The 25,243-nt window shown below is 68.5% G+C and carries 24 protein-coding genes and 1 pseudogene; 18 read left to right on the forward strand and 7 right to left on the reverse strand.

Going from position 1 to position 25,243, the window contains the following annotated elements; genetic code table 11:
• Position 1: 1 nt before the first annotated feature.
• From OO71_RS22520 to OO71_RS22530, 3 genes are read right to left on the reverse strand one after another with little or no spacing between them, the layout of a single operon-like run.
• Positions 2 to 610 (reverse strand): response regulator transcription factor, encoded by a 609-nt coding sequence (locus OO71_RS22520; protein WP_033291798.1) that lies wholly within the window; start codon positions 608 to 610, stop codon positions 2 to 4.
• Positions 604 to 1,692 carry a GAF domain-containing sensor histidine kinase gene (locus tag OO71_RS22525; RefSeq protein ID WP_033291799.1) on the reverse strand — a complete coding sequence of 363 codons (1,089 nt, stop codon included), beginning with the start codon at positions 1,690 to 1,692 and terminating at the stop codon, positions 604 to 606. The genes OO71_RS22520 and OO71_RS22525 overlap by 7 nt, the downstream gene beginning before the upstream one ends.
• A 26-nt stretch (positions 1,693 to 1,718) precedes the next feature.
• Positions 1,719 to 3,233, reverse strand: coding sequence for a class I adenylate-forming enzyme family protein (locus tag OO71_RS22530; RefSeq protein ID WP_033291800.1), 1,515 nt, complete (start codon positions 3,231 to 3,233; stop codon positions 1,719 to 1,721).
• 758 nt (positions 3,234 to 3,991) lie between these two features.
• Between OO71_RS22530 and OO71_RS22535 the strand changes: the two genes are divergently transcribed.
• The 3 genes from OO71_RS22535 to OO71_RS22545 are packed head-to-tail and all read left to right on the forward strand — an operon-like array spanning position 3,992 to position 7,748.
• Positions 3,992 to 5,653, forward strand: coding sequence for a linalool dehydratase/isomerase domain-containing protein (locus OO71_RS22535; protein WP_033291801.1), 1,662 nt, complete (start codon positions 3,992 to 3,994; stop codon positions 5,651 to 5,653).
• A 17-nt stretch (positions 5,654 to 5,670) separates the two neighbouring features.
• The gene (locus tag OO71_RS22540; protein WP_033291802.1) at positions 5,671 to 6,090 is read left to right on the forward strand and encodes a nuclear transport factor 2-like protein; all 420 of its coding nucleotides are present in this window, start codon (positions 5,671 to 5,673) and stop codon (positions 6,088 to 6,090) included.
• Between the two features lie 29 nt (positions 6,091 to 6,119).
• Complete coding sequence (locus OO71_RS22545; protein WP_033291803.1) at positions 6,120 to 7,748, forward strand: FAD-dependent monooxygenase; 1,629 nt, start codon at positions 6,120 to 6,122, stop codon at positions 7,746 to 7,748.
• A gap of 51 nt (positions 7,749 to 7,799) precedes the next feature.
• Here the strand turns inward: OO71_RS22545 and OO71_RS22550 are convergent, their stop codons facing one another.
• On the reverse strand, positions 7,800 to 8,525 hold the full coding sequence (locus OO71_RS22550; protein ID WP_051791930.1) for a GntR family transcriptional regulator: 726 nt from the start codon (positions 8,523 to 8,525) through the stop codon (positions 7,800 to 7,802).
• Between the two features lie 340 nt (positions 8,526 to 8,865).
• Between OO71_RS22550 and OO71_RS22555 the strand changes: the two genes are divergently transcribed.
• From OO71_RS22555 to OO71_RS22610, 12 genes are all read left to right on the forward strand, one after another.
• Positions 8,866 to 10,530, forward strand: a complete 1,665-nt coding sequence (locus tag OO71_RS22555) for a CocE/NonD family hydrolase (RefSeq protein WP_211260582.1) — start codon at positions 8,866 to 8,868, stop codon at positions 10,528 to 10,530.
• A 3-nt stretch (positions 10,531 to 10,533) separates the two neighbouring features.
• On the forward strand, positions 10,534 to 11,421 hold the full coding sequence (locus OO71_RS22560; RefSeq protein ID WP_033291804.1) for a VOC family protein: 888 nt from the start codon (positions 10,534 to 10,536) through the stop codon (positions 11,419 to 11,421).
• Positions 11,422 to 11,455: 34 nt separating this feature from the next.
• On the forward strand, positions 11,456 to 12,289 hold the full coding sequence (locus OO71_RS22565) for an FAD binding domain-containing protein (protein WP_051791935.1): 834 nt from the start codon (positions 11,456 to 11,458) through the stop codon (positions 12,287 to 12,289).
• Complete coding sequence (locus OO71_RS22570) at positions 12,279 to 12,776, forward strand: (2Fe-2S)-binding protein (protein ID WP_033291805.1); 498 nt, start codon at positions 12,279 to 12,281, stop codon at positions 12,774 to 12,776. Before OO71_RS22565 ends, OO71_RS22570 begins: the two co-directional genes overlap by 11 nt.
• Entirely contained in the window at positions 12,769 to 15,201 is a 2,433-nt protein-coding gene (locus tag OO71_RS22575; protein ID WP_211260583.1) for a xanthine dehydrogenase family protein molybdopterin-binding subunit, read from the forward strand. Before OO71_RS22570 ends, OO71_RS22575 begins: the two co-directional genes overlap by 8 nt.
• Positions 15,198 to 15,647, forward strand: a complete 450-nt coding sequence (locus tag OO71_RS22580; RefSeq protein WP_033291806.1) for an SRPBCC family protein — start codon at positions 15,198 to 15,200, stop codon at positions 15,645 to 15,647. Before OO71_RS22575 ends, OO71_RS22580 begins: the two co-directional genes overlap by 4 nt.
• A 370-nt stretch (positions 15,648 to 16,017) precedes the next feature.
• On the forward strand, positions 16,018 to 17,175 hold the full coding sequence (locus tag OO71_RS22585; protein ID WP_084145196.1) for an Ldh family oxidoreductase: 1,158 nt from the start codon (positions 16,018 to 16,020) through the stop codon (positions 17,173 to 17,175).
• Positions 17,176 to 17,200: 25 nt separating this feature from the next.
• Positions 17,201 to 17,716 (forward strand): flavin reductase family protein, encoded by a 516-nt coding sequence (locus OO71_RS22590; RefSeq protein ID WP_051791942.1) that lies wholly within the window; start codon positions 17,201 to 17,203, stop codon positions 17,714 to 17,716.
• Positions 17,713 to 18,936 (forward strand): bifunctional 3,4-dihydroxy-2-butanone-4-phosphate synthase/GTP cyclohydrolase II, encoded by a 1,224-nt coding sequence (locus tag OO71_RS22595; RefSeq protein ID WP_033291807.1) that lies wholly within the window; start codon positions 17,713 to 17,715, stop codon positions 18,934 to 18,936. The genes OO71_RS22590 and OO71_RS22595 overlap by 4 nt, the downstream gene beginning before the upstream one ends.
• Before the next feature lie 23 nt (positions 18,937 to 18,959).
• Positions 18,960 to 19,427, forward strand: a complete 468-nt coding sequence (locus tag OO71_RS52340; protein ID WP_245633750.1) for a cupin domain-containing protein — start codon at positions 18,960 to 18,962, stop codon at positions 19,425 to 19,427.
• Positions 19,427 to 19,822 (forward strand): RidA family protein, encoded by a 396-nt coding sequence (locus OO71_RS22605; protein ID WP_033291808.1) that lies wholly within the window; start codon positions 19,427 to 19,429, stop codon positions 19,820 to 19,822. Before OO71_RS52340 ends, OO71_RS22605 begins: the two co-directional genes overlap by 1 nt.
• Complete coding sequence (locus tag OO71_RS22610) at positions 19,819 to 20,706, forward strand: fumarylacetoacetate hydrolase family protein (RefSeq protein ID WP_033291809.1); 888 nt, start codon at positions 19,819 to 19,821, stop codon at positions 20,704 to 20,706. The genes OO71_RS22605 and OO71_RS22610 overlap by 4 nt, the downstream gene beginning before the upstream one ends.
• Positions 20,707 to 20,756: 50 nt before the next feature.
• Here OO71_RS22610 and OO71_RS53375 read toward each other — a convergent pair.
• A pseudogene (locus OO71_RS53375) lies at positions 20,757 to 20,864 on the reverse strand (hypothetical protein); the annotation flags it as partial.
• Between the two features lie 77 nt (positions 20,865 to 20,941).
• Between OO71_RS53375 and OO71_RS50275 the strand changes: the two are divergent.
• Positions 20,942 to 21,250 carry a hypothetical protein gene (locus OO71_RS50275; protein WP_156096486.1) on the forward strand — a complete coding sequence of 103 codons (309 nt, stop codon included), beginning with the start codon at positions 20,942 to 20,944 and terminating at the stop codon, positions 21,248 to 21,250.
• Positions 21,251 to 21,372: 122 nt separating this feature from the next.
• Here the strand turns inward: OO71_RS50275 and OO71_RS22615 are convergent, their stop codons facing one another.
• On the reverse strand, positions 21,373 to 22,143 hold the full coding sequence (locus OO71_RS22615) for an SDR family oxidoreductase (protein ID WP_033291810.1): 771 nt from the start codon (positions 22,141 to 22,143) through the stop codon (positions 21,373 to 21,375).
• A 128-nt stretch (positions 22,144 to 22,271) separates the two neighbouring features.
• Here OO71_RS22615 and OO71_RS49095 point away from each other — a divergent pair, with 128 nt between their 5' ends.
• Complete coding sequence (locus OO71_RS49095; RefSeq protein WP_162186100.1) at positions 22,272 to 22,823, forward strand: SDR family NAD(P)-dependent oxidoreductase; 552 nt, start codon at positions 22,272 to 22,274, stop codon at positions 22,821 to 22,823.
• On the opposite strand, the gene OO71_RS22625 is transcribed toward OO71_RS49095, so the two are convergent.
• The gene (locus tag OO71_RS22625; RefSeq protein ID WP_033291812.1) at positions 22,801 to 23,094 is read right to left on the reverse strand and encodes a DUF1330 domain-containing protein; all 294 of its coding nucleotides are present in this window, start codon (positions 23,092 to 23,094) and stop codon (positions 22,801 to 22,803) included. The two genes, OO71_RS49095 and OO71_RS22625, sit on opposite strands and share 23 nt — an antisense overlap.
• A gap of 588 nt (positions 23,095 to 23,682) precedes the next feature.
• On the opposite strand from OO71_RS22625, the gene OO71_RS22630 reads away from it, so the two are divergent.
• Entirely contained in the window at positions 23,683 to 24,864 is a 1,182-nt protein-coding gene (locus tag OO71_RS22630) for an aminotransferase class V-fold PLP-dependent enzyme (RefSeq protein WP_162186101.1), read from the forward strand.
• The last annotated feature ends 379 nt before the right edge of the window (positions 24,865 to 25,243 follow it).

Here is a 25,243-nt window from a genome sequence, read left to right on the forward strand (position 1 = left end):
GTCAGAGCAGGCCGTGGATCCGGGCGTTGGTGATCACCTGCGCCCGGTTCCGCGCACCGAGCTTCTGCATCACGTTGCGCAGATAGGTCTTCACGGTGTTCAGCGACAGGTCGAGCTGCTGCCCGATCTCGACGTTCGTGTGCCCGGCGGACACCAGCCGGAGTACATCGTACTCGCGGGGAGTGATCGGGGCCTGCGCCGGAGACGCCGGGCAGGTCGCCCGGTAGCTGCCGGTGCGAGCCACCTGGAGCAGGGCCTCTCGCAAGGCCGGGCCGGTGGCGTCTTTGACGAGCAGACCGCACGCGCCGGCCGCGAGGCTGGGAGCCACTGCCGCGTGCTCGGGGAACGCAGTGAACAACAAGACCTTGCTGGCGGGACTGACCTCGTGCAGGCGCGGAACCACCTCCGCGGCGAGCGCATCCGGAAGCCGCAGGTCAAGCAAGACGATGTCGGGTTGCTCCCGGCGGCACCCGAGGACCGCCTCCGCCGCGGTCGCGGCGTGCCCGACCACCTCGATGTCCCGGTGGCGGCCGAGCTGGGTGACGACTCCGTCGCGGACGACCGGGTGATCGTCGACCACGAACACCCCGACCCGCGGCCCGGTCAGCACGGGATCCCGACCCGGAAAGTCGTCCCGCCATACGGGTCGGTCATCATCTGCAGCACTCCGCCGAGGCGAGCCACCGCCTCCCCGGCTTTGCCGAGCCCCAGTCCCGGCCGGTAGCCGTCAGGCAACCCGGAGCCGTCGTCGGTGACCGCGATGACCACCCCGCCGCCCGGACGCTGGCCCACCGTGACCACCACCGCGGACGCACCGGCGTGTTTCTCGATGTTCAGCAGAGCTTCCCGTACCGCACCGATGAGCACCTCGGCACGCGACGGCGGCAAGGCCGGCGGGTTGTCGAGAATGATCAGCTCAGCGGCGACTCCGGTCCGATCGCTGAACGCCGAGCAGTCGGCCTGCAACGCAACTGAAAGCGCGAGCGTGGCGGGAGACGCACGCAACGTACGGAGCGAGGTGCGCAATGCAGTCGTCGCCTGTGCGACATGCGCCTGCAAGCGCTGCAGCTGCGCAGCGAACTCCGGATTGCCGGTCGCTGTCTCGGCAAGGCCGGCGACTCCGGAACCGATGGCGAACAACAGTGCCCCGACCGTGTCGTGCAGGTCCGCGGCGACGCGGCTGCGTTCCTCGTGCACCGCAGCCTCCCGCGCCATTCTCGCGCGTTCGGCTACCGCGAACGCAAGCGCTGCCTGCGCAGCGACTTCGTTGGCGCGCTCGACGGCTCGATCGCTCAAAACACCGTCGTGCCTGACCCCGGCAGCCAGGACACCGTAGCTCTGCCTGCCATGCACGATCGGCACCGCCAGGAGACTGCGGACGCGTTCGGAGCGGATTTGCCGATCGAAGGTGTGGGTGATCGCCGCAGAACGGAAATAGTCGTTCACCCAGTCCGGCACGGCCGCGCAGTGCACCTTGCCGGTCAAGCCCAGCCCTGGTGGCACGTGCAACCCGCGCAGCTGGCCGGTCAGATCGCCGTGGACAGTGCGCAACACCAGGTCGCCTGCGTCATCAGGTTCGGCGATCCACGCGATGTCGCCGTGCTCGGCAAGAAGCGCAAGCGCGGTGCGGATCGCCTCCCCGCGGTCGAGGAGCGTGACAAGATCCAAATGCTGCCCGGCCGCCTTGTCCACGGTGTGGCCCCCTCCTCACGCCGATCTCACGGCGTGAATTGCTTGATGAGCTCCCGGCGCATGATCTTCCCGGTCGAGGTCGCGGGAAGGTGATCGACGAACCGCACTGCGCGAGGACGCTTGTACGCGGCGAGATGTTCACCGGCGTAGGCGATCAGTTCCTCCTGGTTCGCTGCGGCGTTGCCGGCGAGGACGACGTAAGCACAAGCGAGCTCACCACGTACCTCATCGGCAACCGGGCCCACCGCGACCATGGCGACGGCAGGATGCCCGGCCAGCACCCGTTCGATCTCGGCCGGGTAGACGTTGTAGCCACCCGTGATGATCATGTCCTTGCGCCGGTCGACGACGAACACATGCCCCGTTTCGTCCATCGTGGCGATGTCCCCGGTGTGCAGCCAGCCATCCGGCTCGATCGCTTCCCTGGTCGCCTCGGGATTCCCGTGATAGCCGAGCATCACCAAGGGGCCGCGCACCATCAGCTCGCCCGGCTCGCCGGCAGGCACGTCCCGTTGCACGTCCTTGAGGTCGGCGATCCGGACGTCCAGCCCCGGCAGGGACACGCCGATCGAGCCCGGTACGGACGGTGCGTGCAGTGCGTGGGTGGTGCCGAGCCCGGCGATTTCCGTCATTCCCCACAGCTCGACCAGCGGTGCCCCGGAACGCTTTTCCCACCGTTCGATGGTGGGCAACGGAATCGTCTGGCCACCGACGGTGCAGCGAGTCAGCGAAGACAGGTCGGCCGTGTCCAGTTCCGCGGCAGAGAGCAGCATCGAGTACATCGCCGGTACGCCTTCGAACATCGTCGCGTGGTGCTCGCCGATCAGCCGCAGCGCCTCGTCGGCGGCGAACCGTTCCATCAGCACCACCGTGCCGCCGGCGAGGAAGGTTCCGTTGATGGCGACGTTGCCGTAGACATGCGGAGCGGGCAACGCGGTGACCACGACGTCCCGCTCGTCACGGCCGTGCATCGTCGCGGTCAACGCGCAGTTGAGCAGCACCGCCCGGTGACTTTGGACCGCGCCTTTCGGGTGGCCGGTGGTTCCCGAGGTGTACCCGATTGTGCTCGGCGCGGCGGGATCCGCGACGAACGGCGGTGCTTCGCCCGTCGACGCCAGGAGCTCGTCGAAACTCACGACCCCCTCGGCGCCGCCGAAAGCGACGACAGCCTTGAGATCGGGCAGATCCCGGGTGAGTTCGGCGACCCGGGGGGCCTGCTCGGCGCTGGTGAACACCGCGGCGGCACCGCAGTCACGCAGCACGAACGCCAGCTCTTCCATCGTCAGCATGACATTCACCGGGTTCACCACCGCACCGGCCCGCAACGCCCCGTGGTAGGCCGCGATCCACTCCCAGCGATTCTGCGAGTAGAGCGACACCGGCTGCCCGCTGCGGATCCCGCGCTCGGCGAGCCCGGCCGCAACGCGGTCGGCGAGCGCGTCGAGTTCAGCGAATGTGAGTGTCCTCGTAGCGGTGATCAATGCGATCTTGCCGCCGAAGCGCGCGGCTGCCGTCCGCAGGATGTCGCCTGGACCCTTCACCGGACCTCCTCGTCTCAAGAGGCTTTGAGGACAGCGGATCCGCCTCGGCAGTGCCACACCCGAACGGGTGGGCCGGCGCGCCGCCGAGGCCGCCCGCAGTGACCCAGACCCGCGCATGGAGTTACCCCGAAGGGCCTCAACCCCAAGTTTTGATCAAATGAAAGGCTCAGTCAAGGGCCTGCGGCACCACGGCCCAGCGGCACCAGGAGGAAGGAAGCTCCACGTCCTGGCAATGCGGAGAGCGCCCGAGCCGATCATCGAGCTGATACGGCGCATCCGCCGAAAGCCCCGGCCCGCCGAGGGGCGGCAGTGGAGTACCAGCACGCCAGGTGTCCGGCGTCGACGCACCTCCGATCTCGTCCCCGGCCGAAGTGGCAGGGTGCCCGAAGGGGGCGGTCTCTCCACCCACTCCAGGCGGGTACGCCCCGCGCTTTCTTGCATGGCCCTTCGAGAGCGTCTAGAGTACAACTAATTTTGATCAAACAATTGAGGATAGGGAGTCAGCGAACGCGCCCGGTCTCAGCCGGGTCACGCGAACGGGAGGCCTGAGGTGAGGGCAGGCGCACTGCCGGGCAGCCGCCGAGGCACGCGCTGCCTGGCTCGATTCGAGACCGGAACGCCGACGGAGAATCGGACAGGTGAATTCCCCGGCCATCATGCCCGGCCGCTCGGTACCCCGGCCCGGCCCGGCACCGCCATCTCCCTCCCGGTGGCTGCCAAGGAAAACGCACCATCGCACCCGGATCACTGGAGTTCACATGTCTGAAATCATTCCCCAAACCGGTCCATGGTGGAAAGGGAAAGTGTTCGACACCTTCGAGCCGCGGCCGGGTTCGGGTGGGCCGTTCCGGGGCCGGGTGCGGTCCCTCTCCGAGGTCGTTCCCGGAGTACCCGCGCTCACCGACGAAGCGATAGGCTGGCTCGCGCATCTGCACCGCAAGGTCGGTTTCGGTGGTACCTGGGCGAAAACTGACGTGCCGCACGAGTCGTGGGACGACCGGTCGTTCACGCCGTCCGGGAACTTCGCCCGTTACGACTTCTCCTGGAACATGTGGTCGCTGGCGTCGATGGCACAAGCGACTCCGGCGTGGCGTGAGGTGTACGGCGAGGTACTCGGCTTCATGAGCGACCGGTACCTCGAATACTGGGCACTCTACGAATGGCTCGAGTACCAGGGCGACGACCCGAACCGGGAGAACTACCCCCCGGAGTGGCAGGCCTGGATTCCGCCCGGGCTCGCCGGGAAGTACAACATGACCGGGTGGGCAGGCAACGGTTCCGGCGGGTTCGAGTTCGACCCGGACCCGGTCCGCGGCGGCGGCCAGAACCTGATGTACAAGGGATACCTCGACTTCGCCCTGTCGCTGTACGGCTACGTCACCGGCGACGACAAGTACGACCGGCCTTTCGACGTGGTCTACGACGAGGATCACCGGTTCCGCTACGACCACCGGGAACTGAACGAGCTCATTGCCCGCCAATGGCGGGAAAGCTGGCCCGGCATCGCCTGCGAGGCAGGGAAGATCTTCCCGCTGTGCAACCTGCTGACCGGCACCGCCGTGCGGTTGTTCGACGTCATGCACGGGACGACCTTGCTGACTCCCTTCCACAACTGGAACCGCTACGCGCGGCGCCATTACCACCCGGTCGACGCGGACACCGGCCGGATCACGACCACCACGAGCATCTACGACCCGGTGGTCGACGTGACCATGAACGAACCCGGCCAGCAGTCGGCGGGGATCTACGCGTCGATGGCCTGGCACGCGATCGGCCTGGACCGGCCGACCGCCGAGCGGATGTACGACGGCATGATCCACCAGTTCTTCTGCGAGCAGAAGGACGGCACGGCCTTCCTGTCCCCCGTCGCCGGGATGGAGATCGACTCCAACGCCGCGACCGGGCTGGGCGCCGCCTGCGCGCTGGAGCTCGGCGACCTGGAGACCTACAGCGCCCTGCGCGGCTGGATGGAGAACAACTACGAGCCGACCTGGGACGACGAGCACGGCGAATTCTCGCTCGGGTTCGGCCTGAGCGAGCGGTGGCCGCGCGGCCAGTACAACGGCTGGGTCATGCCCGCCTTCACCCTCAGCAATCCGGGTGACTGGCGGGACCTGCACGTCAACCCGAACACCGCCAAGTTCCTGGAGCCGACACTCGAAGGCGTCGACTATCCGACCGTCCGGGTCCGGCAGGCCTACTACACCGCAACGAACCGCACCTTGAACGTCTCGGTGACCAGCGCCGACCGGCACGCCCTCGGCCGTCCGACCTCGCTCACTGTCTCGAACCTGATCGACCAGGCGACCTATCAGGTGCTGCTCGACGGGAAGCAGGTGGACGGAGCAGCTCCCCGCGGCGGGCGGATCGAGGTCACGACCACGGTCGGGCCGCATACTCTGATCGTCCGGCAAGTCTGAGGCAGGGAGGACCCGACATGTACACGCAGACCCCCGCCGAAGCCCTCGTCACCCGCCTGCTGATCGCGCTCGACCGCACAGAGCTGGACGACTGGGGCCACCGGTTGTTCGCCACGGACGCGACCTTGCACGTGGACGGCGGCCACGAGCGGATCGACCTGCACGGTCCCGCCGAAATCATCGCGAAGTACCTGAGCCGGCTGCCCGAAACGGCCGATGGCCCGTCGATACTGGCCGGGGTCGGCGTCGCGCTCGCCGATACCGGGGCGACTCTCGCCTTCGCGCAAGCCGGTGAGCCGCACGAGTTGTTCCTTCACGTCGACGGCGGGAAAATCGACGAGCTCTGGTCCTACCCGGCCGGCGCGATGCCGAGGGAAGCCGCGGAAGCGCGAGAGGCCCCGGCAGCCGCGCACCACGGCGGATCGTGCTGCGGTTGAAGACCACGAACGCAAGGAGCACCCACCCGTTGACTGCCACGAAATCACCCAGCGCCCGGGAACCGGGCGAAGAAGCGGACCGCAAGCGGAGCGTCGCAATCGTCGGGGCCGGTCCCGTCGGGCTCTGCGCGGCGGCTTGGCTTGCCTACCACGGAATCGCGGTGACCGTCTTCGAGCGGAACCCGGCCACGTCCACCGCGCCCAAAGCGGGCACGGTGGTGCCGCGGACCCTGGAGATCTTCGACCGGCTCGGGGTGATCGACCGCGTGCGGGAGGAAGGCATCCGCATCGAGAGCCTCGATTTCCTCCACAAGAGCACCGAAGAACCGCTGATGCGGATCGACATGTCCGAGCTGATGACGGAAACAGCGTTCCCGTACTTCCTGAACCTGCCCCAGCACGAGTTCGAACCGATCCTTCTCGCCCGGGCGCAGGAACTGGGCGTGGAGGTGCGCTTCGGCCACCGGCTCGCGTCGCTCGAGCAGGACGGCGAGCGGTGCTTGCTGAAGTTCGAAACCGACGGTGGCAGCGCGGATTTCGAGGCATCGTACGTCGTCGGCTGCGACGGCGGGCACAGCACGGTACGCCGTCAGCTCGACCTTCGGCTGCAGGAGCTGACGCCGCCCGAGCAGTTCGTGGTGGTCAACATCGAAGCCGACCTCCCGGCCGGTCCGCTGTCGTATGTGTGCGATGCCGACGGGTTCTTCACGCGCGTCCGGCTGCCGAAATTCTGGCGGGTGGGCTGGGCCGCGCCGAACGACGCGCCCCAGGCCACCGAAGCGGAGGTCCGGGAACGGGTTCAGCAGGAAATCGGTCCTGGACAGCACTTCACCGTCCTGGACTGGGCCCAGTACAGCGCACAGGGCCGGGTCGCGGATCGCTTCGGCGACGGGCGCGTGTTCCTCCTCGGGGATGCCGCCCACCTCATCACCCCGATCGGCGGCCTCGGCCTCAACTCCGGCTTCGAGGACGCGTTCAACTTCGGCTGGAAACTCGCGTGGGTCCTGCGCGGGTGGGCCGGGCCGGGATTGCTGGACTCCTACAGCTCCGAACGCCAGCCGGTGATCGCGGTGACCGCCGACGCGATGTCGAAGCGGTCCCGCGGTTTCATGGAGTTCTCCGCCAACCCGCTCGTCAACGCGGCGCGCTCGCGCCGGCGCAAACGGAGCCTGCGCGATCCCCGCAGCCGATGGCTCAGCGCGTACAACGGCGCGCTGTTCGGACTCACTTACGGCGCCCCTGCGCCGCCGGGGCAAGGGCTCCGGCCTCCGGTCGCGGTCGGCACCCGGGTACCGGACGGCACGCTGGTCGGCCCGGACGGCTGCACCCGGCGGCTGCACGAACTGCTCGGCAAGGAGTTCGCCGCGCTCACCTTCACGGGCAGGCCGGACTCGGTGCCGCTGCTCGGGGATCTGCCACCGGGGCTCAACCAGCTCGTGATCAGCGCTCGGGACGCGCCGGTCGATTCCCCGGCCCGCGCCCGGACGTACTTCGACGTCCGCGGCGACCTGACGGCACGGTTCGGCGCGACCGGCGAAACCACCTACCTGGTGCGGCCGGACGACTTCACCGCAGCCATCACGCCCACCGCGCCGGGGGAAATCCTTGCGGCGTACGCCGACGCAGTAGACCAGGCGGCACTCGTCCCGGTGCCGTAACCAGCGAGCTGCCCCGGTCCACTTCGGACCGGGGCAGCTTCGCCGGGTGTCTCAGAACAGGTCCTCCGCGTCGAACTGGCGGCGCGCCACCAGGTTGGCGGCACGGGCCAGGTGCGAATGCAGCTCCCGGACCGCGACGTTGGGGTTGTGCCGGGTGCAGGCGTCGATGATCCGCTCGTGCTCCCGCTGGCCTTCCTCGGATCCCCTGGTGGAGTTCGTCAGGATCCAGTACCGCTCGCTGTTCGCCCACAACGGCTTGATCAGCCGGGTGAGCCAATCCGACCCGGCTGCCTCGTAAATCGCCATGTGCAGCTCGGTGTGCGCCTCTCGGGCATCGGCCACGCGGCCGTCCGCGACGGCGGCCATCTGGTCCTCCAGGGCACGCTGGGCCCGCTTCGTGTCCTCCTCGGTGAACCGCTCGGCCGCGCGACGGACAGCCAGCTCCTCGAGCGGCAGCCGGGCCTCGTAGGTGTCGTACAGGTCCTCCACCGAATAGATGCCGACGCGGGCCCCGCGCCGGGGCAGCTGCTCGACCAGGCCGAGGGATTCGAGTCCGCGCAAGGCTTCCCGGACCGGCATCATGCTCATCCCCAGACGTTCGGCCAGCGCCTCCAGCCGCAGCGGAGTGCCCGGGGCGAGCTTCCCGGTGATGATTTCCTCTCGCAGGGCCGCAATGGCCGCTTCGACTCGCGTCGGCCCCGTGCTGTTCCGCTTCCGTGCCCCCGCCACCACATCAGCCTCCATACCCGGTTCGTCGCCGCGCACCGTGATGCGCAAGGATGGACGTATCCTCCGACCGGCCGTCGTGCCACCGGATTTGATCAACTATCCCGACCAATTCCGGCTTTCCTGGGTCGTGAGGCCTTGATTATATCAATCTGCAACCTGGGGTAAAGGGCCACCGGCGTGACGTGGCCGGTCCGGGTCCCCCTTCCGCGGCGGCGCACCCCCCGGAAATCCGGCGGCCTCAGGATAGGACACGGCATCCTAGTTTGATCAAACTATCGCCGAAGTGCTTTGATGGAAGCTCATTGACGCCACTTCTGATCAAAATTCGTTGACAGATCGGAAGCAACGGCCGAGGATGGCGGGGCGGGACGAACAGATCGGAGCCCGATTGAGCGAGACACGAGACGGGATGCGGATCGACTGGGACATCCCGGTGGTGATGGACGATGGGCTCGCCCTGCGCGCGGACGTCTTCCGCCCGGTTCCCGGCGGCCGGTACCCGGTGCTGCTCAGCTGCGGCCCGTACGGCAAGGGATTGCGCTTCGAGGAAGGCCGCCCCGAGCAGTGGCGCCGCCTGTGCCAGGACCATCCCGACGTCCCTGCGGGCACCAGCAGCAAGTACGCCAACTGGGAAGTGGCCGACCCGGAGAAGTGGGTGCCGCACGGCTACGCGATGGTGCGCATCGACTCCCGGGGCATGGGCCGCTCCCCCGGCTATGTCGACCAGTTCTCCCCGCGGGAAACCCGGGACCTCTACGACTGCGTCGCCTGGGCGGCCGCGCAACCGTGGTGCACCGGGAAAGTAGGCCTGCAGGGCATCTCGTATTCCGCGATGAACCAATGGCAGGTCGCGGCGCTGAACCCACCGGGCCTCGCCGCGATCTGCCCGTGGGAGGGCGCCGCCGACCACTACCGTGAGGTGCGCCGGAACGGCGGGATACTGACGAACTTCCTCATGCGCTGGTTCGAAAACCGGATTCCGAAGGCCCAGCACGGGATTGCCGGGCGCGGCGAACGCAATCCGGTCACCGGTGTCCTCGCGTTCGGCGACGAGCTGCGGACCGAGGAAGAGCGTGCGGCGAGCCGGGCCGACCTCATCGCCGAGATACGTGACCATCCGCTGATCGACGACTACCTGCGCGAGCGGAACGCCGACCTTTCCCGGATCACCGTGCCCGTGCTGTCGGCCGGGAACCTGGGCGGGCAGGGCCTGCACCTGCGCGGCAACGTCGAAGGGTTCCTCCGCGCCGGTTCGCCGCGGAAATGGCTGGAGCTGCACGTCGGGGAGCATTGGGCGCACTTCTACACCGACTACGGCCGGGAACTGCAGCTGCGCTTCTTCGACCATTTCCTCAAAGGCGAGGACAACGGCTGGGACGCGACCCCGCCGGTACTGCTCAACGTCCGCCACATCGACGGCACCACCACGTTCCGGCACGAGGACGGCTGGCCGATCCCGCGCACCCGGTGGACGCGGCTCTACCTGGACCTCGCCGCACGCACTCTCACGCCGGAGCCGCCCGCCGAGGACCAGTGCCTGGATTACCGTGCACTCGAAGAAGAAATCACCTTCTGCACCGTGGTCTCGGCGGACACCGAGATCACCGGCCCGGCCGCCGCGTCGCTCTTCGTCTCGTCGTCGACCACCGATGCCGATCTTTTCCTGACGTTACGGGTGTACGCTCCCGACGGCCGCGAGATCACGTTCGCCGGCGCCAACGATCCGCACATGCCGGTCTCCCAGGGCTGGCTGCGTGCGTCCCACCGCAAGCTCGACCCGGACCTCAGCACCCCGTGGCGTCCCTTCCACACTCACGACGAAGCACAGCCGCTGGCCCCGGGCGAGAGGTACGGCCTGGAGGTCGAGATCTGGCCGACCTCGGTCGTCGTGCCGAAGGGATACACGCTGGCACTGACCGTCGCGGGACGGGATGACGGCAAACACTCCGATCCGTTGGACCGTCCGGCCGAGGTGTTCGGCGGCACCGTCACGCTCTATGCCGGGAAGGCCCGCCCGGCGTCCATCCTGCTCCCTATCGTCCCGGAGGCATGACCCGTGGTTCCCAAAACGCACAAGATCGAGCACGTCGAGTTCAGCGTGGCGGATCTCGGCCGCACGCTCGATTTCTACCTCAACGTCGTCGGCATGGTCGAGCTCGCCCGCGAGGACGGCACCGTGTACCTCGGCTGCGGCCTTGACGACAACTGGGACGTTGCGTTCCGCGAGGGTCCACCACGGATCGAGCACGTTGCCTTCCGCGTCGACCATGTGGACGAGATCGACCAGACCGCACGCCGCCTTGCCGACCACGGGATCGCCGTCCGGCGCTGCGACGGTACCGAGCCCGGCCAGGAGCAAGGGATCCGGTTCACCCTGCCCAGCGGGCTCGACATGGAGTACGTCTCGGTAGCCGACAAGCGCTATCCCGTACTGGCCGCACCGGCCCATCCTCGGCTGCGCGGGTTCCACCCGCTCGATCTCGACCACATCGCCATCCAGGCCCCCGATGTCTCCGAAATATCGCGGTTCTTCCTCGATGTGCTGGGGTGGAAGGAAACCGAGCACATCGAGCTCAACCCGGGGTCCGGGGTGTGGGAGGGCGCCTTCATGCGGAAGGGCTCGCTGCACCACGACGTGACGGTGAACAGCGGTACCGGCCGCCTGCACCACTGGGCGCTGGCGCTGTCCAGTTTCGAACACCTCAAGCTCGCCTGCGACACGCTCGCCAGTGCAGGCCTCGCCATCGAACTCGGACCAGGACGGCACCTTCTGGGCGGCAACATCTTCGTCTACTACCGCACGCCCGACGGCAACCGGCTCGAACTCTCGCTCGAGATGGCGGTCATCGACGGCGACATGCCCCCGAAGGCATGGCACGACCGCTCCGGATTCGACGCCTGGGGAGCCTGCCGCCCCACCCCGGAATTCTTCATCGGCACCTGACCACCCGCTTCCCCGAGCCACCCGGAGCGACGAAATGCTCTTACCCCAGTTCGAATATCGGCGAGCCGAGACGGTCGAGGAGGCCGTCGAGCTGCTCTCCGAAACGGCCGGCGCGCGGGCGCTGGCCGGCGGTGCCTCGCTCATCAACTTCCTCAAGCTGCGGGTGGCCCCACCGGATCGGCTCGTCGACATCAGCCGGGTGGGCTCCCTGAAAACCATCGAGGTGCACCCCGACGGGGCCCTCGAACTGGGTGCCGGGGTCACTTTCGCCGAGCTGCTCGCCTCGCCGGCCGCCGGTGCGGCGCGGCCGATCGTCGCGCAGGTCGCCGCCACGCTGGCCGACGCCCAGGTACGCAATCGCGCCACCGTCGGCGGAAACATCTGCAACCACGACCTCAACAACAATCTCCCGCCGCTGTTTTCCGCGCTGCAGGCCGAGATGACCATCATGGGCACCGGCGGGCAACGCACCGTCCCCGCCGCGGAGTTCTTCCGCGGCCCGTTCACCACCGCGATCGGGCACGGCGAACTGCTCACTCGCGTCCGCATCCCCGCCCGGGCCGCCGGGGAAGGCGACGGCTGGGCCGCAGTCCGGATCGGCGCGGACGGTCCCGGCATCGTCAACGTTGCCGCGACCACGCGCGACGGCCGGGCCCGGATCGCGCTCGGGGCGGTGGCGGGAAAACCGGTCGTCCTGACCTGCGCGGCCGAAGAAGACGCCGTGCGTGAAGCAGTACGGACGGCAGAGCTCACGCCCCCCGCGGACGTGCATGCATCGAGCGAGTACCGGCGGCATCTGGCCGAGGTCCTCGCCGTGCGGGCCGTTCGCGATGCCAACCACGACGGCGGAGGAACCCATGCCGGCTGACCGGGAACCACAGCACCCCGTGCACGTCACCGTGAACGGGAAAGCCGAGGAGTGCGAAGTCCCGGCCCGGCGGCTGCTCGTGCATTTGCTGCGCGACGACCTCGACCTCACCGGCACCCACGTCGGCTGCGACACCGGAACCTGCGGGGCCTGCACCGTTCTGGTCGACGGCAAGGCGATGAAGTCCTGTTCGATGCTCGCCGTCCAGGCGGACGGCACGGAGATCGTGACGGTCGAAGGCCTGGCCGACGGGCCGGAGCCCACCGAGCTGCAGCAAGCGTTTTCCGAGCACCACGCCCTGCAGTGCGGCTACTGCACGCCCGGGATGCTCATCAGCGCCACCCATCTGCTCGAGCGCAACCCGGCCCCGGCACGGGACGAAATCAAGCGGGCGCTGAAGGGCAACATCTGCCGGTGCACCGGGTATTGGAACATCGTCGACGCGATCCAGTCGGTCGCCGAGCGGACGGGAGATGCCCATGCCTGAGCCTGAACCGCGCACCTCGGTGGGGCAAAGCATCCGCCGCAAGGAAGACGACCGGCTGATCCGCGGCGAAGGCGTCTTCGTCGATGACGTGAAGCGCCACGGAATGGGATACGTGCATTTCGTCCGCTCCCCCTACGCGCACGCCCGGATCGTGTCTGTCGACGTGGCGAAGGCGGCGGCGCTGAAAGGGGTGTACGGCACGCTGACCGGGGAAGAGGTCGCCACGCTGTCCAACCCGTTCGCGCAGAGCGCACCCGGCGCCGCCAACACGATCACCGACTACTGCCTCGCCGTCGGGAAAGTCCGCTGGGCAGGCGAACCGGTGGCCGCGGTCGTGGCCGCGACCCGGGAACTCGCCCGCGATGCCGCCGATCTCGTCGAGGTCGAGTACGAGAGTCTCGAGCCGGTACTCGACGCCCGCCGTGCCGTTGCCGAAACCGCCACGCTGCTGCACGAACAGGTCGGCAGCAACGTCATTTTCTCGGGTCTTTTCGACTACGGCGACATCGAGGCGGCGATTGCTGCCGCCGACCATGTCGTGCGCATTCCGGAACTGTACTTCCACCGGTTTTCCTCGACCCCGCTGGAATGTTCGGGAGCGGTCGCGGAATGGGACCGGGCCAGCGGCGAATTCACCGTCGTCTCGAACATGCACTCCCCCGGGCCGAACGCCACGTGGATGTCCATCGCCCTTGGCGTACCCACCTCCCAACTGCGCCTGGTCAGCCGCGACATCGGCGGCGGATTCGGCAACAAGGGAGCGCTGTACCCGTATCTCACCGCGGCGTGCCTGCTCGCCCGCAAGCTGCGCCGTCCGGTGAAATGGACGGAGTGGCGGACAGACCAGCACATCGGCAACGTCCACGGCTCGGACCGCTGGTTCGAGGACATCGTGGTCCCGGTCCGCCGCGACGGCACCATCCTCGGGTTCTCCGTTACCGCAATCGACGACTGCGGGGCATTCCCGCGCTACGAACCGGCCGGTGCCGTCCTGTGGAGCCAAGTGACACCGGGCTGCTACCGGTGGCGTGATATCCGTGTCAATTTCACTCAGGTCGCGACGAACAAGCCGCCCAGCGGCGCCAACCGCGGCTACTCACGCATGCAGCACCTCTGGCTGATCGAGCGCATCATCGACATTGTCGCGCACGAATTGGGACTGGACCCGATCGAGATCCGCAAGCGGAACTACATCACCGCGGAGGAAATGCCGTACGAGACGCCGAGCGGCGGCATCTACGACTCCGGCGACTACTCCCGCTGCCTCGATCGGGTCCTGGAGCTGATCGACTATCCCGAGGCCAGGAAGCGCCGCGGCGAACACGACGGGAAGCTGATCGGTATCGGCATCGGCTCCACCCTGGATTCGGGAACGCAGAACTACGCCCAGATCCGGATGGCGAACCCGTACGCCCCCGTATCGGGGAACAACCAGGTCGCGGTGATCAAGCTCGACCTCACGGGCGAGGTCGTGCTGAGTCTCGGCACCGCACCGCAAGGCCAGGGGCACGAAACCACCGCCGCCCAGGTCGCCGCCGACATCCTCGGCATCTCGCCGGACGACATCACCGTCCATCAGGGACACGATTCCCGGCGCAACTCGCACGCCGGCTGGTCGGCCACCGTGGCCAGCCAATTTGCGGTGACCGGCCTCGGGGCCACGAAAGGTGCGGCAGAGCGGCTTTCCCTCGAGATCCGCCAGCTCGCCGCCGCGGTGCTCGAAGCGGATCTCGACGACATCGTGCTCGAAAACGGGAATGCCGGGGTCAAGGGAGTACCGGACCGGCAACGCAGCTTCGGCGAACTCTCCGCACTCGTCAACAGTGACACGGTCGCTTACCCGAGCGATCTCGACGTGACGTTGAACTGCCGCTATGTGTACCGGCCGCCGTTCACGATGCCCGACGCGGAACGCCGATTCGGCAATATCGCCTTGACGTACGCGACGCAGATCCATGCTTGCGTCGTCGAAATCGACCGCGAGACGGGCGAGCTTTCCATCGAACGCTACGCGGTTGTCGACGACTGCGGGGTCCGCATCAACCCCCGGATCGTGGAGGGCCAAGTGCACGGCGCACTCGCGCACGGCCTCGGCGGTTCGCTCACCGAGTCCTACGAATTCGACGAGGACGGCCAGCCGCTGAACGCGAACTTCTTCGACTACCACGTGCCGACCGCGCTGGACATGCCGGATTTGCGCACGGATGCCATCGAATCACCGTCCCCGGTGGCCCCGCTCGACGCGAAAGGCATGGGCGAAGGCGGCGGCGGCGCGTTCCATGCGATTTCGGCAGCGGTCGAGGATGCCTTGCGCGCGGCAGGGATCGAGCGCCACGTCGGGCACAGTCACCACAACACCGAACGCCTCTGGCGCCTCATCCATGACCCGGAGTCCGGCGCCCGGGCCGAAGTGGAGACCCGATGAACATCACCGGTACCCGAGAGTTCGCCGCTCCCCCGGACGCGCTCTGGCGGGCCCTGACTGATCCGCAGTCCGTGGCCGGAATCCTGCCGGCGGCCCATGATTTCCAGGTCGAGGACGACGGCCGCTGGCGCGTGCAGGTCGTCGTCCCGCTCGGGCTGGGCACCCTGCCGCTCGCCCTCACCATCACGCCGGAAGTGCTCGCGCCGTACCGCGAAGTCCGCTACACCGCACGCGGACGCGGGACCGGCGTACTGATCGAGGTGACGGCCGAGCTGCGGATTGCTTCCGCCGCAACGGGTTCGCACCTCAGCTGGGAAGCGTCCGCCCTGCTGCGCGGCGCGGTCGCGAGTATCGGCAGGCACGTCCTGGACCCGATGGTCGAGTACCAGATCTCCGGGTTCCTCGAGACACTCGACGGGCACCCGCGGGCAACTGCCGCGGGATGAGCCGCAAGATTTATCAATTACTCGGTCATCTCCACTAGTCATGTCCATTGAGTGCCATTTTTTGATCAAAATTACTGGCCTTGGCGCCACGAACGGGCTACCCTGAAAGTAGCGGCACACTTCACCGGCGAACGGATGCCGCCCGGTGGAATCCCCGGGATCGCCCGGCGCAGTCCAGCCCGGGGCGCACCACCGGTCCCGCCGGGCAAGCCGGTCACCGAACGGTTCACCACGAGTGGGGAGACAGACATGCAGCACACCCGCCATCCGGACGGCTGCGGACGACGCCGGTTCGCTGCTCGGCCAGGGCAGCGGCGAAGCGCCGGCCCCGCTTCCCCGGCCCGAGGGTCGTGAAGCCGTGCAGTCCGGAATGACCGTCGGGGCCGACCGGGTGCTGGTCTCCCCGGCTTGGCTCCGCAGGGCGGCCACGAGCATCCTCACCGGAGCGGGCGTGCCCTCCTCCGCCGCCGCGACAGTCGCCGAAGCACTGGTCGATGCCGACATGCGAGGGATCTCGTCCCACGGGGTCATGCTCCTGCCGATGTACGTCGAACGGATCTTGGCCGGCTCGGTCTCGCGCGCCACCGAGGCCCGGGTGGCCACCGATTTCGGGGCCATCGCGGTGCTCGACGCGGAGCATGCCCTCGGCGTTCTCACCGCCGACCAGGCGATGACCATCGCCCTCGGCAAAGCCCGAACCCACGGCATCGGCCTCGTGACGGTCCGGCACGCATTCCACTTCGGCGCGGCCTTCCGCTACGTGCAGCAAGCGGCGCGCAGCGGCTGCATCGGCGTCGCCGCGTGCAACACCAGGCCGATGATGCCGGCCCCGGGCGGGGCGAAAGCAGTGGTGGGCAACAACCCACTCGCGATCGGCGCGCCGCTCGGCGGCGAGGACGCCGTCATCCTCGACATGGCTCTTTCCGAGGGCGCGCTCGGCAAGATCCGGCTGGCGGCCGACGAGGGCCGGGCCATCCCGGAGAATTGGGCCACCGACGGGTCCGGCATCCCGACGACCGATCCCGCGGCCGCCATTCGTGGCTTGCTGCTCCCGATCGCCGGGCCGAAGGGCTACGGGCTGGCGCTGATGCTCGACGTCCTCAGCGGTGTCCTCTCCGACGGCAGTTACGGGTCCGCGGTGCGCGGGCTCTACACCGATCCCGCGATCGCCAACGACTGCGCGCACGTCTTCCTGGCGATCGATCCCCGGGTGTTCGGCGACCGCTCGTTCGCGTCCCGGGTCGCCGCGCTCACCACCGAGGTGACGAGTTCTCCGGTCGCCCCGGACGCCACCCGGGTGCTGCACCCCGGGCAGCTGGAGGCCGAACGCCACCGGCACGCCCAGCGGCACGGCATTGCAGTTCCTGCCGCCGTGCTCGAAAAGCTCGCCGAAACAGCCGCGAAGCTGGGGGTGACCCGGGCGCCGAAGACCTCGCTGCGGAACGGGAACGGCGTACCCGCCACTCGCGATCCCGTTGCGCGCAACGATCCTCGCCACCGCAGCCCGTCCGAACGGCGCCGGGCATGAAACGTCATCCGGGCCAGGAGGTGCCATGAAGGACAACAGGATCGCGGCCGCGCAGCCGGAGCTGCAAAGTGCCTTCCGTGAGGTCATGGCCGCGGTTTGCACGCCGGTCTCGGTGGTCACCGCGATGGCGGCCGACCGTCCACATGGGACGACCGTGAGCGCGTTCGCGTCCCTGTCGATGGACCCGCCGATGGTGCTCGTCTCGCTGGATCGCACCTCCAACCTGCTGGACCTGGTCCGCCAGACCGGACTCTTCGGCCTCAACGTGCTCAGCAGTGGCCAAGCCACCCTCGCCGCGAACTTCGCCCGCAAGGACGAAGGAAAATTCGAGCGCGTCGACTGGGTTGCCGAAGCAGGAGTGCCGCGGCTTCCCGGCACCTGTGGCTTCGTGGCGTGCACGGTGACCCAGCTCGTCGACGGCGGGGACCACGTCGTCCTCCTCGGCCGCGTCCAGGTTGCCGAACCAGCCTCCGGAGCACCCTTGACCTACCGCGCCCGGGTATTCGGCACCCACTCCGCACTGGGCGAGGTGCCGGCGTGAACCGCGTCCTCCCGGCCGAGGCGGTCGGCACCGCGGTGGCTGCGCTCGCCGCGGGCCGGATGATCGTGGTCACCGATGACGCCGATCGCGAGAACGAGGGCGACCTGGTCGTCGCCGCGGAGCTCGTCACCGAAACCCAGATGGCGTTCCTGGTCCGGCACACCACCGGGATCGTCTGTGCTCCGATGTCCGCGGAGCGCGCCGACGATCTCCGGCTGCCCCCGATGGTCGCCGACAACACCGATGCGCACGGCACCGCGTTCACCGTGAGCGTCGACCTGGCCGGCACGGGCACCGGGGTGTCCGCGCAAGCCCGCACCGCGACCGTGCGCGGCCTCGCCGATCCGGCGCTGCGCCCCGGGCAGCTTCGCCGTCCGGGCCATGTCTTTCCCTTGCGCGCACGGGACGGCGGAGTTCTCGTCCGCGCCGGGCACACCGAAGCGGCCGTCGATCTGCTGTCGCTGGCCGGGCTGTCCGGTGTGGGGGTGATCAGCGAACTGGTCGCCGACGACGGCACGATGCGCCGCGGGGCCGGCCTTGCCGATTTCGCCGCCGAGCACGATCTGCCGGTGCTGGCCATCGCCGACCTGGTCCGGTACCGGCGGGCGACCGAACGGCTCGTCGAGCCGGTCGCGAGTGCCACCATGCCGGCCGAGACGGGCGACTTCCGGGCGGTGGCCTACCGCAACACCCTCGATGGAACCGAGCACCTCGCGCTCGTGCTCGGCGACGTCGCCGCGGCGGGGGCGAGCTCCCGGGGCGCGCTCGTGCGGGTGCACAGCGAATGCCTCACCGGCGACATCCTCGGTTCCCTGCGCTGTGACTGTGGGGCCCAACTGCAAGCAGCCCTCGACGAGATTGCCGCCGAGGGCTGCGGCGCGGTGGTGTACCTGCGCGGGCACGAAGGCCGCGGGATCGGCCTCGCCCACAAGATCCGCGCCTACGCACTGCAGGACCAAGGACTGGACACGGTGGACGCCAACACCGCCCAGGGCCTGCCAGTCGACTCGCGCAGTTACGGGGTCGGCGCGCAGATCCTCGCCGACCTCGGCATCCGCCGGATCCGGCTGATCACCAACAACCCGGCCAAATACAGTGGTCTCGACGGGTACGGGCTCGAGCTCGCCGGCCGCGTCGCACTGCCGACGGTGCCGAATCCGCACAACGTCCACTACCTGCGCACGAAACGCGACCGGCTCGACCACGCACTGGGCTTCTGACCACCCATCACAAGGAATCCACGATGACCGAATCGACCGACAACGTGTCCGATCCCGCTGCCTACTCCGGTGCCGCGGCGGATCTCGCCCGGTTGCCCGGTGAGGGGCCGCTGGCCCGATTCCGCGAGATCCTCGTCGCGGTGCCGGAGCTGGCGTTCGAGGACAAGACGCTGCCCGGGCTGTCCCACAAGATGCTCTGGCGGGACGACGACACCGGCGGCTCGATCGCGATCGTCCGCTTCCTCGCCGGGTCCGGCATCCCGGACCAGCATGCCCACGCGTCCAACCAGTTCATGTACTGCCTGCAGGGTCGGTACCGCTACACCTCGACCGGGCTCACGCTCACCCCCGGCAGCTTCTACTGGAACCCGAAGGGATGCCTGCACGGCCCGACCTACGCCGACGAGGACTCCCTGCTGCTGGAAATCTACGACGGCCCGCACTACCCCACGCAACCGTCGTGGTACTCCGACCCCGAGGATGCCCGCTGATGCCCAAACACGAAGTGATCTCGCCGGACCTCGCCGCCCCCAACGGACATTTCTCCCAGGCGACCCGCACCACCGCCGAAGGAACCCTCGTCTTCATTTCCGGGATGACAGCCCGCCGGGCGGACGGCACCGTGGCCGGCATCGGCGACATCGCCGGGCAAACCCGCCAGGTCTGCCGGAACCTCGAGGCGGCGGTGCAGGCCGCGGGCGGCACGCTCGACGACATCGTCCGCCTCGACGTGTACGTCACCGACATCCGCCACTTCGACGAGATCCACGCGGTCCGGCGCGAGTTCTTCACCGGGGTCGCCCCGGCCTCGACCATGGTGGAGGTCTCCAAGTTCGTCCGGCCGGAGTACCTCATCGAGATCAACGCGATCGCGGTGGTCCGGTGAAGCTCGCAAGCGTGTGGCACGAAGGACGACGGCGAGCCGCCGTCGTCCTCGACGGTTCGCTGGCGCTCGTCCCCGAGGACCTCGGGCAGCTGGAGGACATCGTCCGGTCGTCCACTGTGGACGAGGTCCGGCGGGCCCTGCCCGGGTACCCGCGCATCCCGCTCGACCCGAGCTCACTCGACGCCCCGCTCCGCCGGTTCCGCCGGGACGTCCTCTGCGTCGGCTGGAACTACTGGGATCACTTCGAGGAATCCAAGGGCAGACGCGAGGGCCAGGAGCCCCCGGCCCGGCCGGACCACCCGACGTTCTTCACCAAGGGCCCGGACACCGTGCTGCCGCCCGCCGCGGCCATCCCGTACGACCCGGTCCTGTCCCGCAAGTGGGACTACGAGGCCGAACTCGCGATCGTGTTCGGCCGGACCGGGCGGAACATCCCGGAGGAAAAGGCGTGGGACCACGTCTTCGGCGTCTGCGTCGCCAACGACGTGTCCCTGCGCGACCTTCAGCGCGCGCACGGCGGGCAGTGGTTCAAAGGCAAATCCGTCGACGGGACCTTGCCGCTCGGCCCGTGGATCACCACCCTCGACGAACTTCCCGACAAGACGGACCTGCACATCGAATGCGTCCTGAACGGCACGGTCATGCAGTCCGCCTCGACCCGGTCCATGGCCTTCCCGATCGAGCGGCTGATCGCCGAACTCAGCCGCGGGATGACCGTCCGGGCAGGCGACCTGCTGCTCACCGGAACCCCGAGCGGCGTCGGCAACGCCCGTGACCCCCAGGTCTTCCTCCGCGACGGCGACGTGCTGACCACCCGGATTTCCGGACTGGGCAGCCTGGTCAACGAAATCCGGGCCGTCGAACGGCCCGGCGCGGCCACCTGAGCCGGTGCAGGGTGCGGTCCGGACAGGACCGCACCCTGGCCTGCCGCCGCTCAGCTCCCGATGCTCCCGATTCCCTCGATGAGCACGACCTGGCTCCGCGCGGTCCGGTCCCGGATTTCGCGGAACGGCCGGTACTCCTCGGAATCGTGCCACCGCTTCGCCTCCTCGAGCGTCGCGGTTCGCCACTTTCAGCCCGGCTGCCGGGCAACCCCCACGGCTCGGCCTCGTCGTCGACGTGCGAGCAGAGCTGGGCGGCACGGTGCCCGGTGACCTGCGCACCCTCATCGAGGCCGGGCCGGAGGTGCTCGGCTCGTTGCACGTGGCGGATTGGACGGCGGACCCATGGGCGCGGGGTGCGGTGAGCGTCGCCCCGGTCGGGGCGTACTTCCAGCACACGGATCTCGCCGCGCCGACGACACCCTGCTCTGGGCGGGCGAAGCATGTTCGGCCGACGGCAACGCCGAAACGGTCCACGTCACTCAGAGAAGGACGGCGGGCAGCGATCGAAGCGCTCCATCTGCTCCGCCCGCTTACCGCCCGGTGATCCGGACAGCCGGATCGACTGGTCGTATTTCACCAGCCCGATCTGATCTGCCGTGCCGGAATGCCGCTGCCCGGCGTTCCGGCTCGCCTGCTGTTCGCGGGCGAACTCCGCTTGCGCCGGGGTCAGAGTGAAGGCACCAGGCCGCCGTCACAGCGCAGCGTGGTGCCGGTGACATAGGCGGCTTGAGCGCTGCACAGGAATGCGGCGGCGGCGCCGAACTCAGCGGGGTCCCCGTACCTGCCAGCCGGGATCGAAGCTCGTGATTCCCGTTCGATTTCCTGGGCACTGCGGCCGGATTGCTTCGCGACCTCGGCGTCGAGAGCGGCCGTCCGAGCGGTCCGGATCCAGCCGGGGAGCATCATGTTCACTGTGACGCCGTCGGCGGCGACCTCGGTCGCGAGTGTCTTCAGGTAGGCAGCGAGCGCCGCGCGACCGAGATTGGATTGGACCAGCCCAGGAAGCGGCGTCGCGACGCTGATCGACCCGATGGCGAGAATTCGGCCCCAGCCTCGGCTCCGCATTCCGCCGAGCACCAGCGAGGTGAGCTCGACATGGGGGCGGACAAGGGCACTGATCGAGGCGCTGACTCCGACGAGGTCGAGATCCGCTGCAGTGCCCGGCGAGGGGCCCGGACCGTTGAGCACCAAGATGTCGACCGGCCCGAATACCCGGGCGGCTTCGAGTAACTGCTCAGGCCCACCGCTTGCCGTCAAATCGATGCCGACCCCCACCGCGCTCGGAAGCTCGGCAGCAATGGCTGCGGCCCGATCGCCGCGCCGGCCACACACCACGAGGTGCGCACCCTCCGCGGCCAGTGCCCGAGCGGTGGCCTCACCCAAGCCGCTGGTCGACGCGCATACCACCGCCGTGCGCCCGCGTAACCCGAAATCCATCAGCGACCTCCACGTCGTGACAGGGCATTGTCGTGATCCGGTTGCTCGCCGGCCGGCGCGACCGACGGCTCCGGCCCGAACAGCCCGGGCTGCAGCCCCGGATCGCCGGGGATCCAGGTGCCGAACCGTTGCGCACGCTCACTGAGCTCGCGTGCGCGCGCGACGACCGCGCGGCCGATGGCCACCTGGCTTCCGTTCCACGCGGTGAGGTCCGGCTGGCCCGGGCTGCGTTTCCCCACCGCTTCGGCAAGGGTCCACGCGTTGTGGCATACCTTGGCCGTCCGAACGCGGGTGTCTCCACCGACGATAGCCCGGTCGACGAGTACGACGAGGCAGCGTTCGACACCGTGATGTCCGTCAACATGAAGAGTGTCTGGTACGGGGTCCGGGCGGCCGTGCCGTATCTGCGCAAGCGCGGCGGCGGCATCGTGATCACCTCGTCCACACACGGGATCTCCGGGCGCGATCGACACGGAGCTGACGCAAGCCCGGTCAGCCACGGCGAACCCGGACGACCCCCGGGCGGCCATGGCGGCATGGGCGTCCTACGTCCCGATGAAGCGTTGGGCTCAACCGGTCGGGAGCGGATGGCGTCGGCCACCCCTTCGACGATCTTCGGCACGGTCTCCTCGTACCATCGTGCTCAAGGTTGCCGGGTCATCCTTGGGCGCCGTCGATGAGGACGACTTGGCTCGTCGCGGTGCGCTCGCGCAGCTCTCGCAGCGGCTGGTAGTCCTCATCTGCGTGCCAGCGCTTGGCGTCCTCGTAGGTCGGGAACTCGGCGATGACGAGGCCGGTGGGGTTCCATGCGCCTTCCAGGACCTCGAACCGGCCGTAGGCCGCAAGCAGGCGCGAGTTGTACTTCTCGGCGATGCGTCCGGCTTCGGCCTGGTACCGCTTGTAGCCCTCCACGTCGTGGACGTCCATGTTGGCGATGAGATATGCAGACATCGAGCCTCCGGTTCGCTGTGACAAGCGCGCATCCCGCCGGCGGCGGGTCCAGCGGCGCAAGACGCGCGCGCCGAAACGCTCCGGCGCCTCGCGAGCGGAAAGTCTAACGGAAACGGAAGATTTGATCAAGTGAACGCGATTGTGCCGTTCGCGGCCGTTCGCGCCCGTCACCGGCCTCCCCGGTGAGCCCGGTGACGAACGACCGTCGGGGCGGGAACCTCCTCCGACTGCCGGACGGGGTTCCTGGTCCTTGGCCAGCAGATGCGCTTGACGAGCTGTTCGAAACGGACTCTCCGCCGACCGGCGGGCCGGCGCGATGCGCGCCAGGAAACAATCGGCACCGATCGGGATCGGAGATGGCGCCGTGGCGGCGAGGTCGCTATTATTGATCAAATCGGAGCTCGACAGCGTTGTCCGTGCCGCTACGGATCAAGCGCCGCCCGACAGCCGTATGCGGAACGAGGAAATGGGAACTCGCCGGGGATTTCGGAGCGGGGTCGGCCGGCTCGTCGAGCTCTGGAGATCGAGTTCGGTGCAGCAGCCGATGACGATGGACGACACAGGAAGAGATTCGCCATGGAGAAGCCGATGACCACCACGCCTCCCGAAGTCACCGAGTTCCGCCGGCAGTTCCCGATCTTCGAACGCAAGGTGCACCTCGCGAGCAACTCTCGCGGCGCGATGCATGTTTCCCACCCTGCGGCGTTCGAGGAGTACACGCGGCTGTGGGTTGAGGGAGGAACGCCGTGGGGACCGTACATGGAGCGGACCGAGGATCTCCGCGCCGGGTACGCGGAGTTCATCGGCGCTTCGCCGCACGAGATCGCGATCACGGCGTCGGCGACCACGGGGCTGGCGTCCGTCGCCTCGGCGCTGGACGCAAAGAAGCGCCCTGTCGTCGTGATCGACGACTACAACTTTCCGTCAATCGTCTACCTTTGGCTGGCTCAGCAGGCACGCGGCATCGAGCTGCGACGCGTCTCGCCGAACGACGAGGGGATCATCACGCCCGAGGCGTTCGACGCCGTGCTGGACGAGCGGGTCGCGATGGTCTCCGTGACCCACGTGTGCTTCAAGAACGGGCATCGTCTCGATCTTGCCGCGGTCGGCAAGCGCGCTCGCGACGTCGGGGCGATCTTCGCCGTCGATGACTACCACTGCACCGGCGCACGGGTGCTCGATGTCGACAAGTTGAACATCGACGTGCTCACGACCGGCACGGTGAAGTTCCTCCTGGGCGGCGCCGGCGTGGGTCTCCTGTACGTCCGGGACCAGGTCGTCGAGAACCTCCATCCCACGGTGACCGGATGGTTCGGCCAGGACAATCCGGACAACATCCAGATCGACGAGCTCCTCGAGGCGGGCGACGCTCGCCGCTTCCAGATCACTGCACCGGCCCTCTCGGGCGTCTACGAGAGCTACGCCGGGCTGAAGGTCCTCCAGGAGGTGGGCGCCACGACGATCGAGCCGTACATCGAGGGCCTGACAGCCCGCGCCATGGATCGCCTCGACGCCGCCGGCTTCGTCTCCCCGACTCCCGCGGACCCCAACTTGCGTGGCCCGCTCGTCACCGTCCGGGCCAAGGACCCCGGTGCAGCCGTGGCCAAGCTGGCGGAGCATGACATCGTCGTGAGCCACCGCGGAGGAAACATCCGCGCCGCGTTCCACTACTACAACACCTTCGAGGACATCGACCGGCTGATCGACGCGCTCGAGGACGCACGGGACCTGATGGTGACGGCGTCGGACGTGCCGGCGCCGGTGCACTGAGCCGAAGCGCGGGGACACCCGTGTGAGTCGGGATTGTCGGAGGTCGCTCGGTGGCGTCACCGCCGGGCTGCTGCTCCGGGATGCCGGGTCTGAGGTCGACGTCTTCGAGCGCTCCGCAACCGGGCTCTTCGGGTACGGCGCGGGTCTCGGCGTGGATGCGCCGACGACCGACTACTTGCGAGAGCGGCTCGGCACGGATGTCGATGCCCTGAGCTTCGTCCCGCGCAGCGTGCGGTATCTCGATCGAAGCGGGGAGCTCGTCTACGAGGGCCGCTTCGGAGCAGCGGGTGAGCACCTGGACGACCCTCCATCGCCATCTCATGGACCGAGCACGTCGAGTTCTCGGACGGCGTGCGCGAGAAGTTCGACTTCGTCGTCG

It is taken from the genome of Amycolatopsis jejuensis (assembly GCF_000717335.1).
In the GTDB taxonomy this organism is placed as follows: domain Bacteria; phylum Actinomycetota; class Actinomycetes; order Mycobacteriales; family Pseudonocardiaceae; genus Amycolatopsis; species Amycolatopsis jejuensis.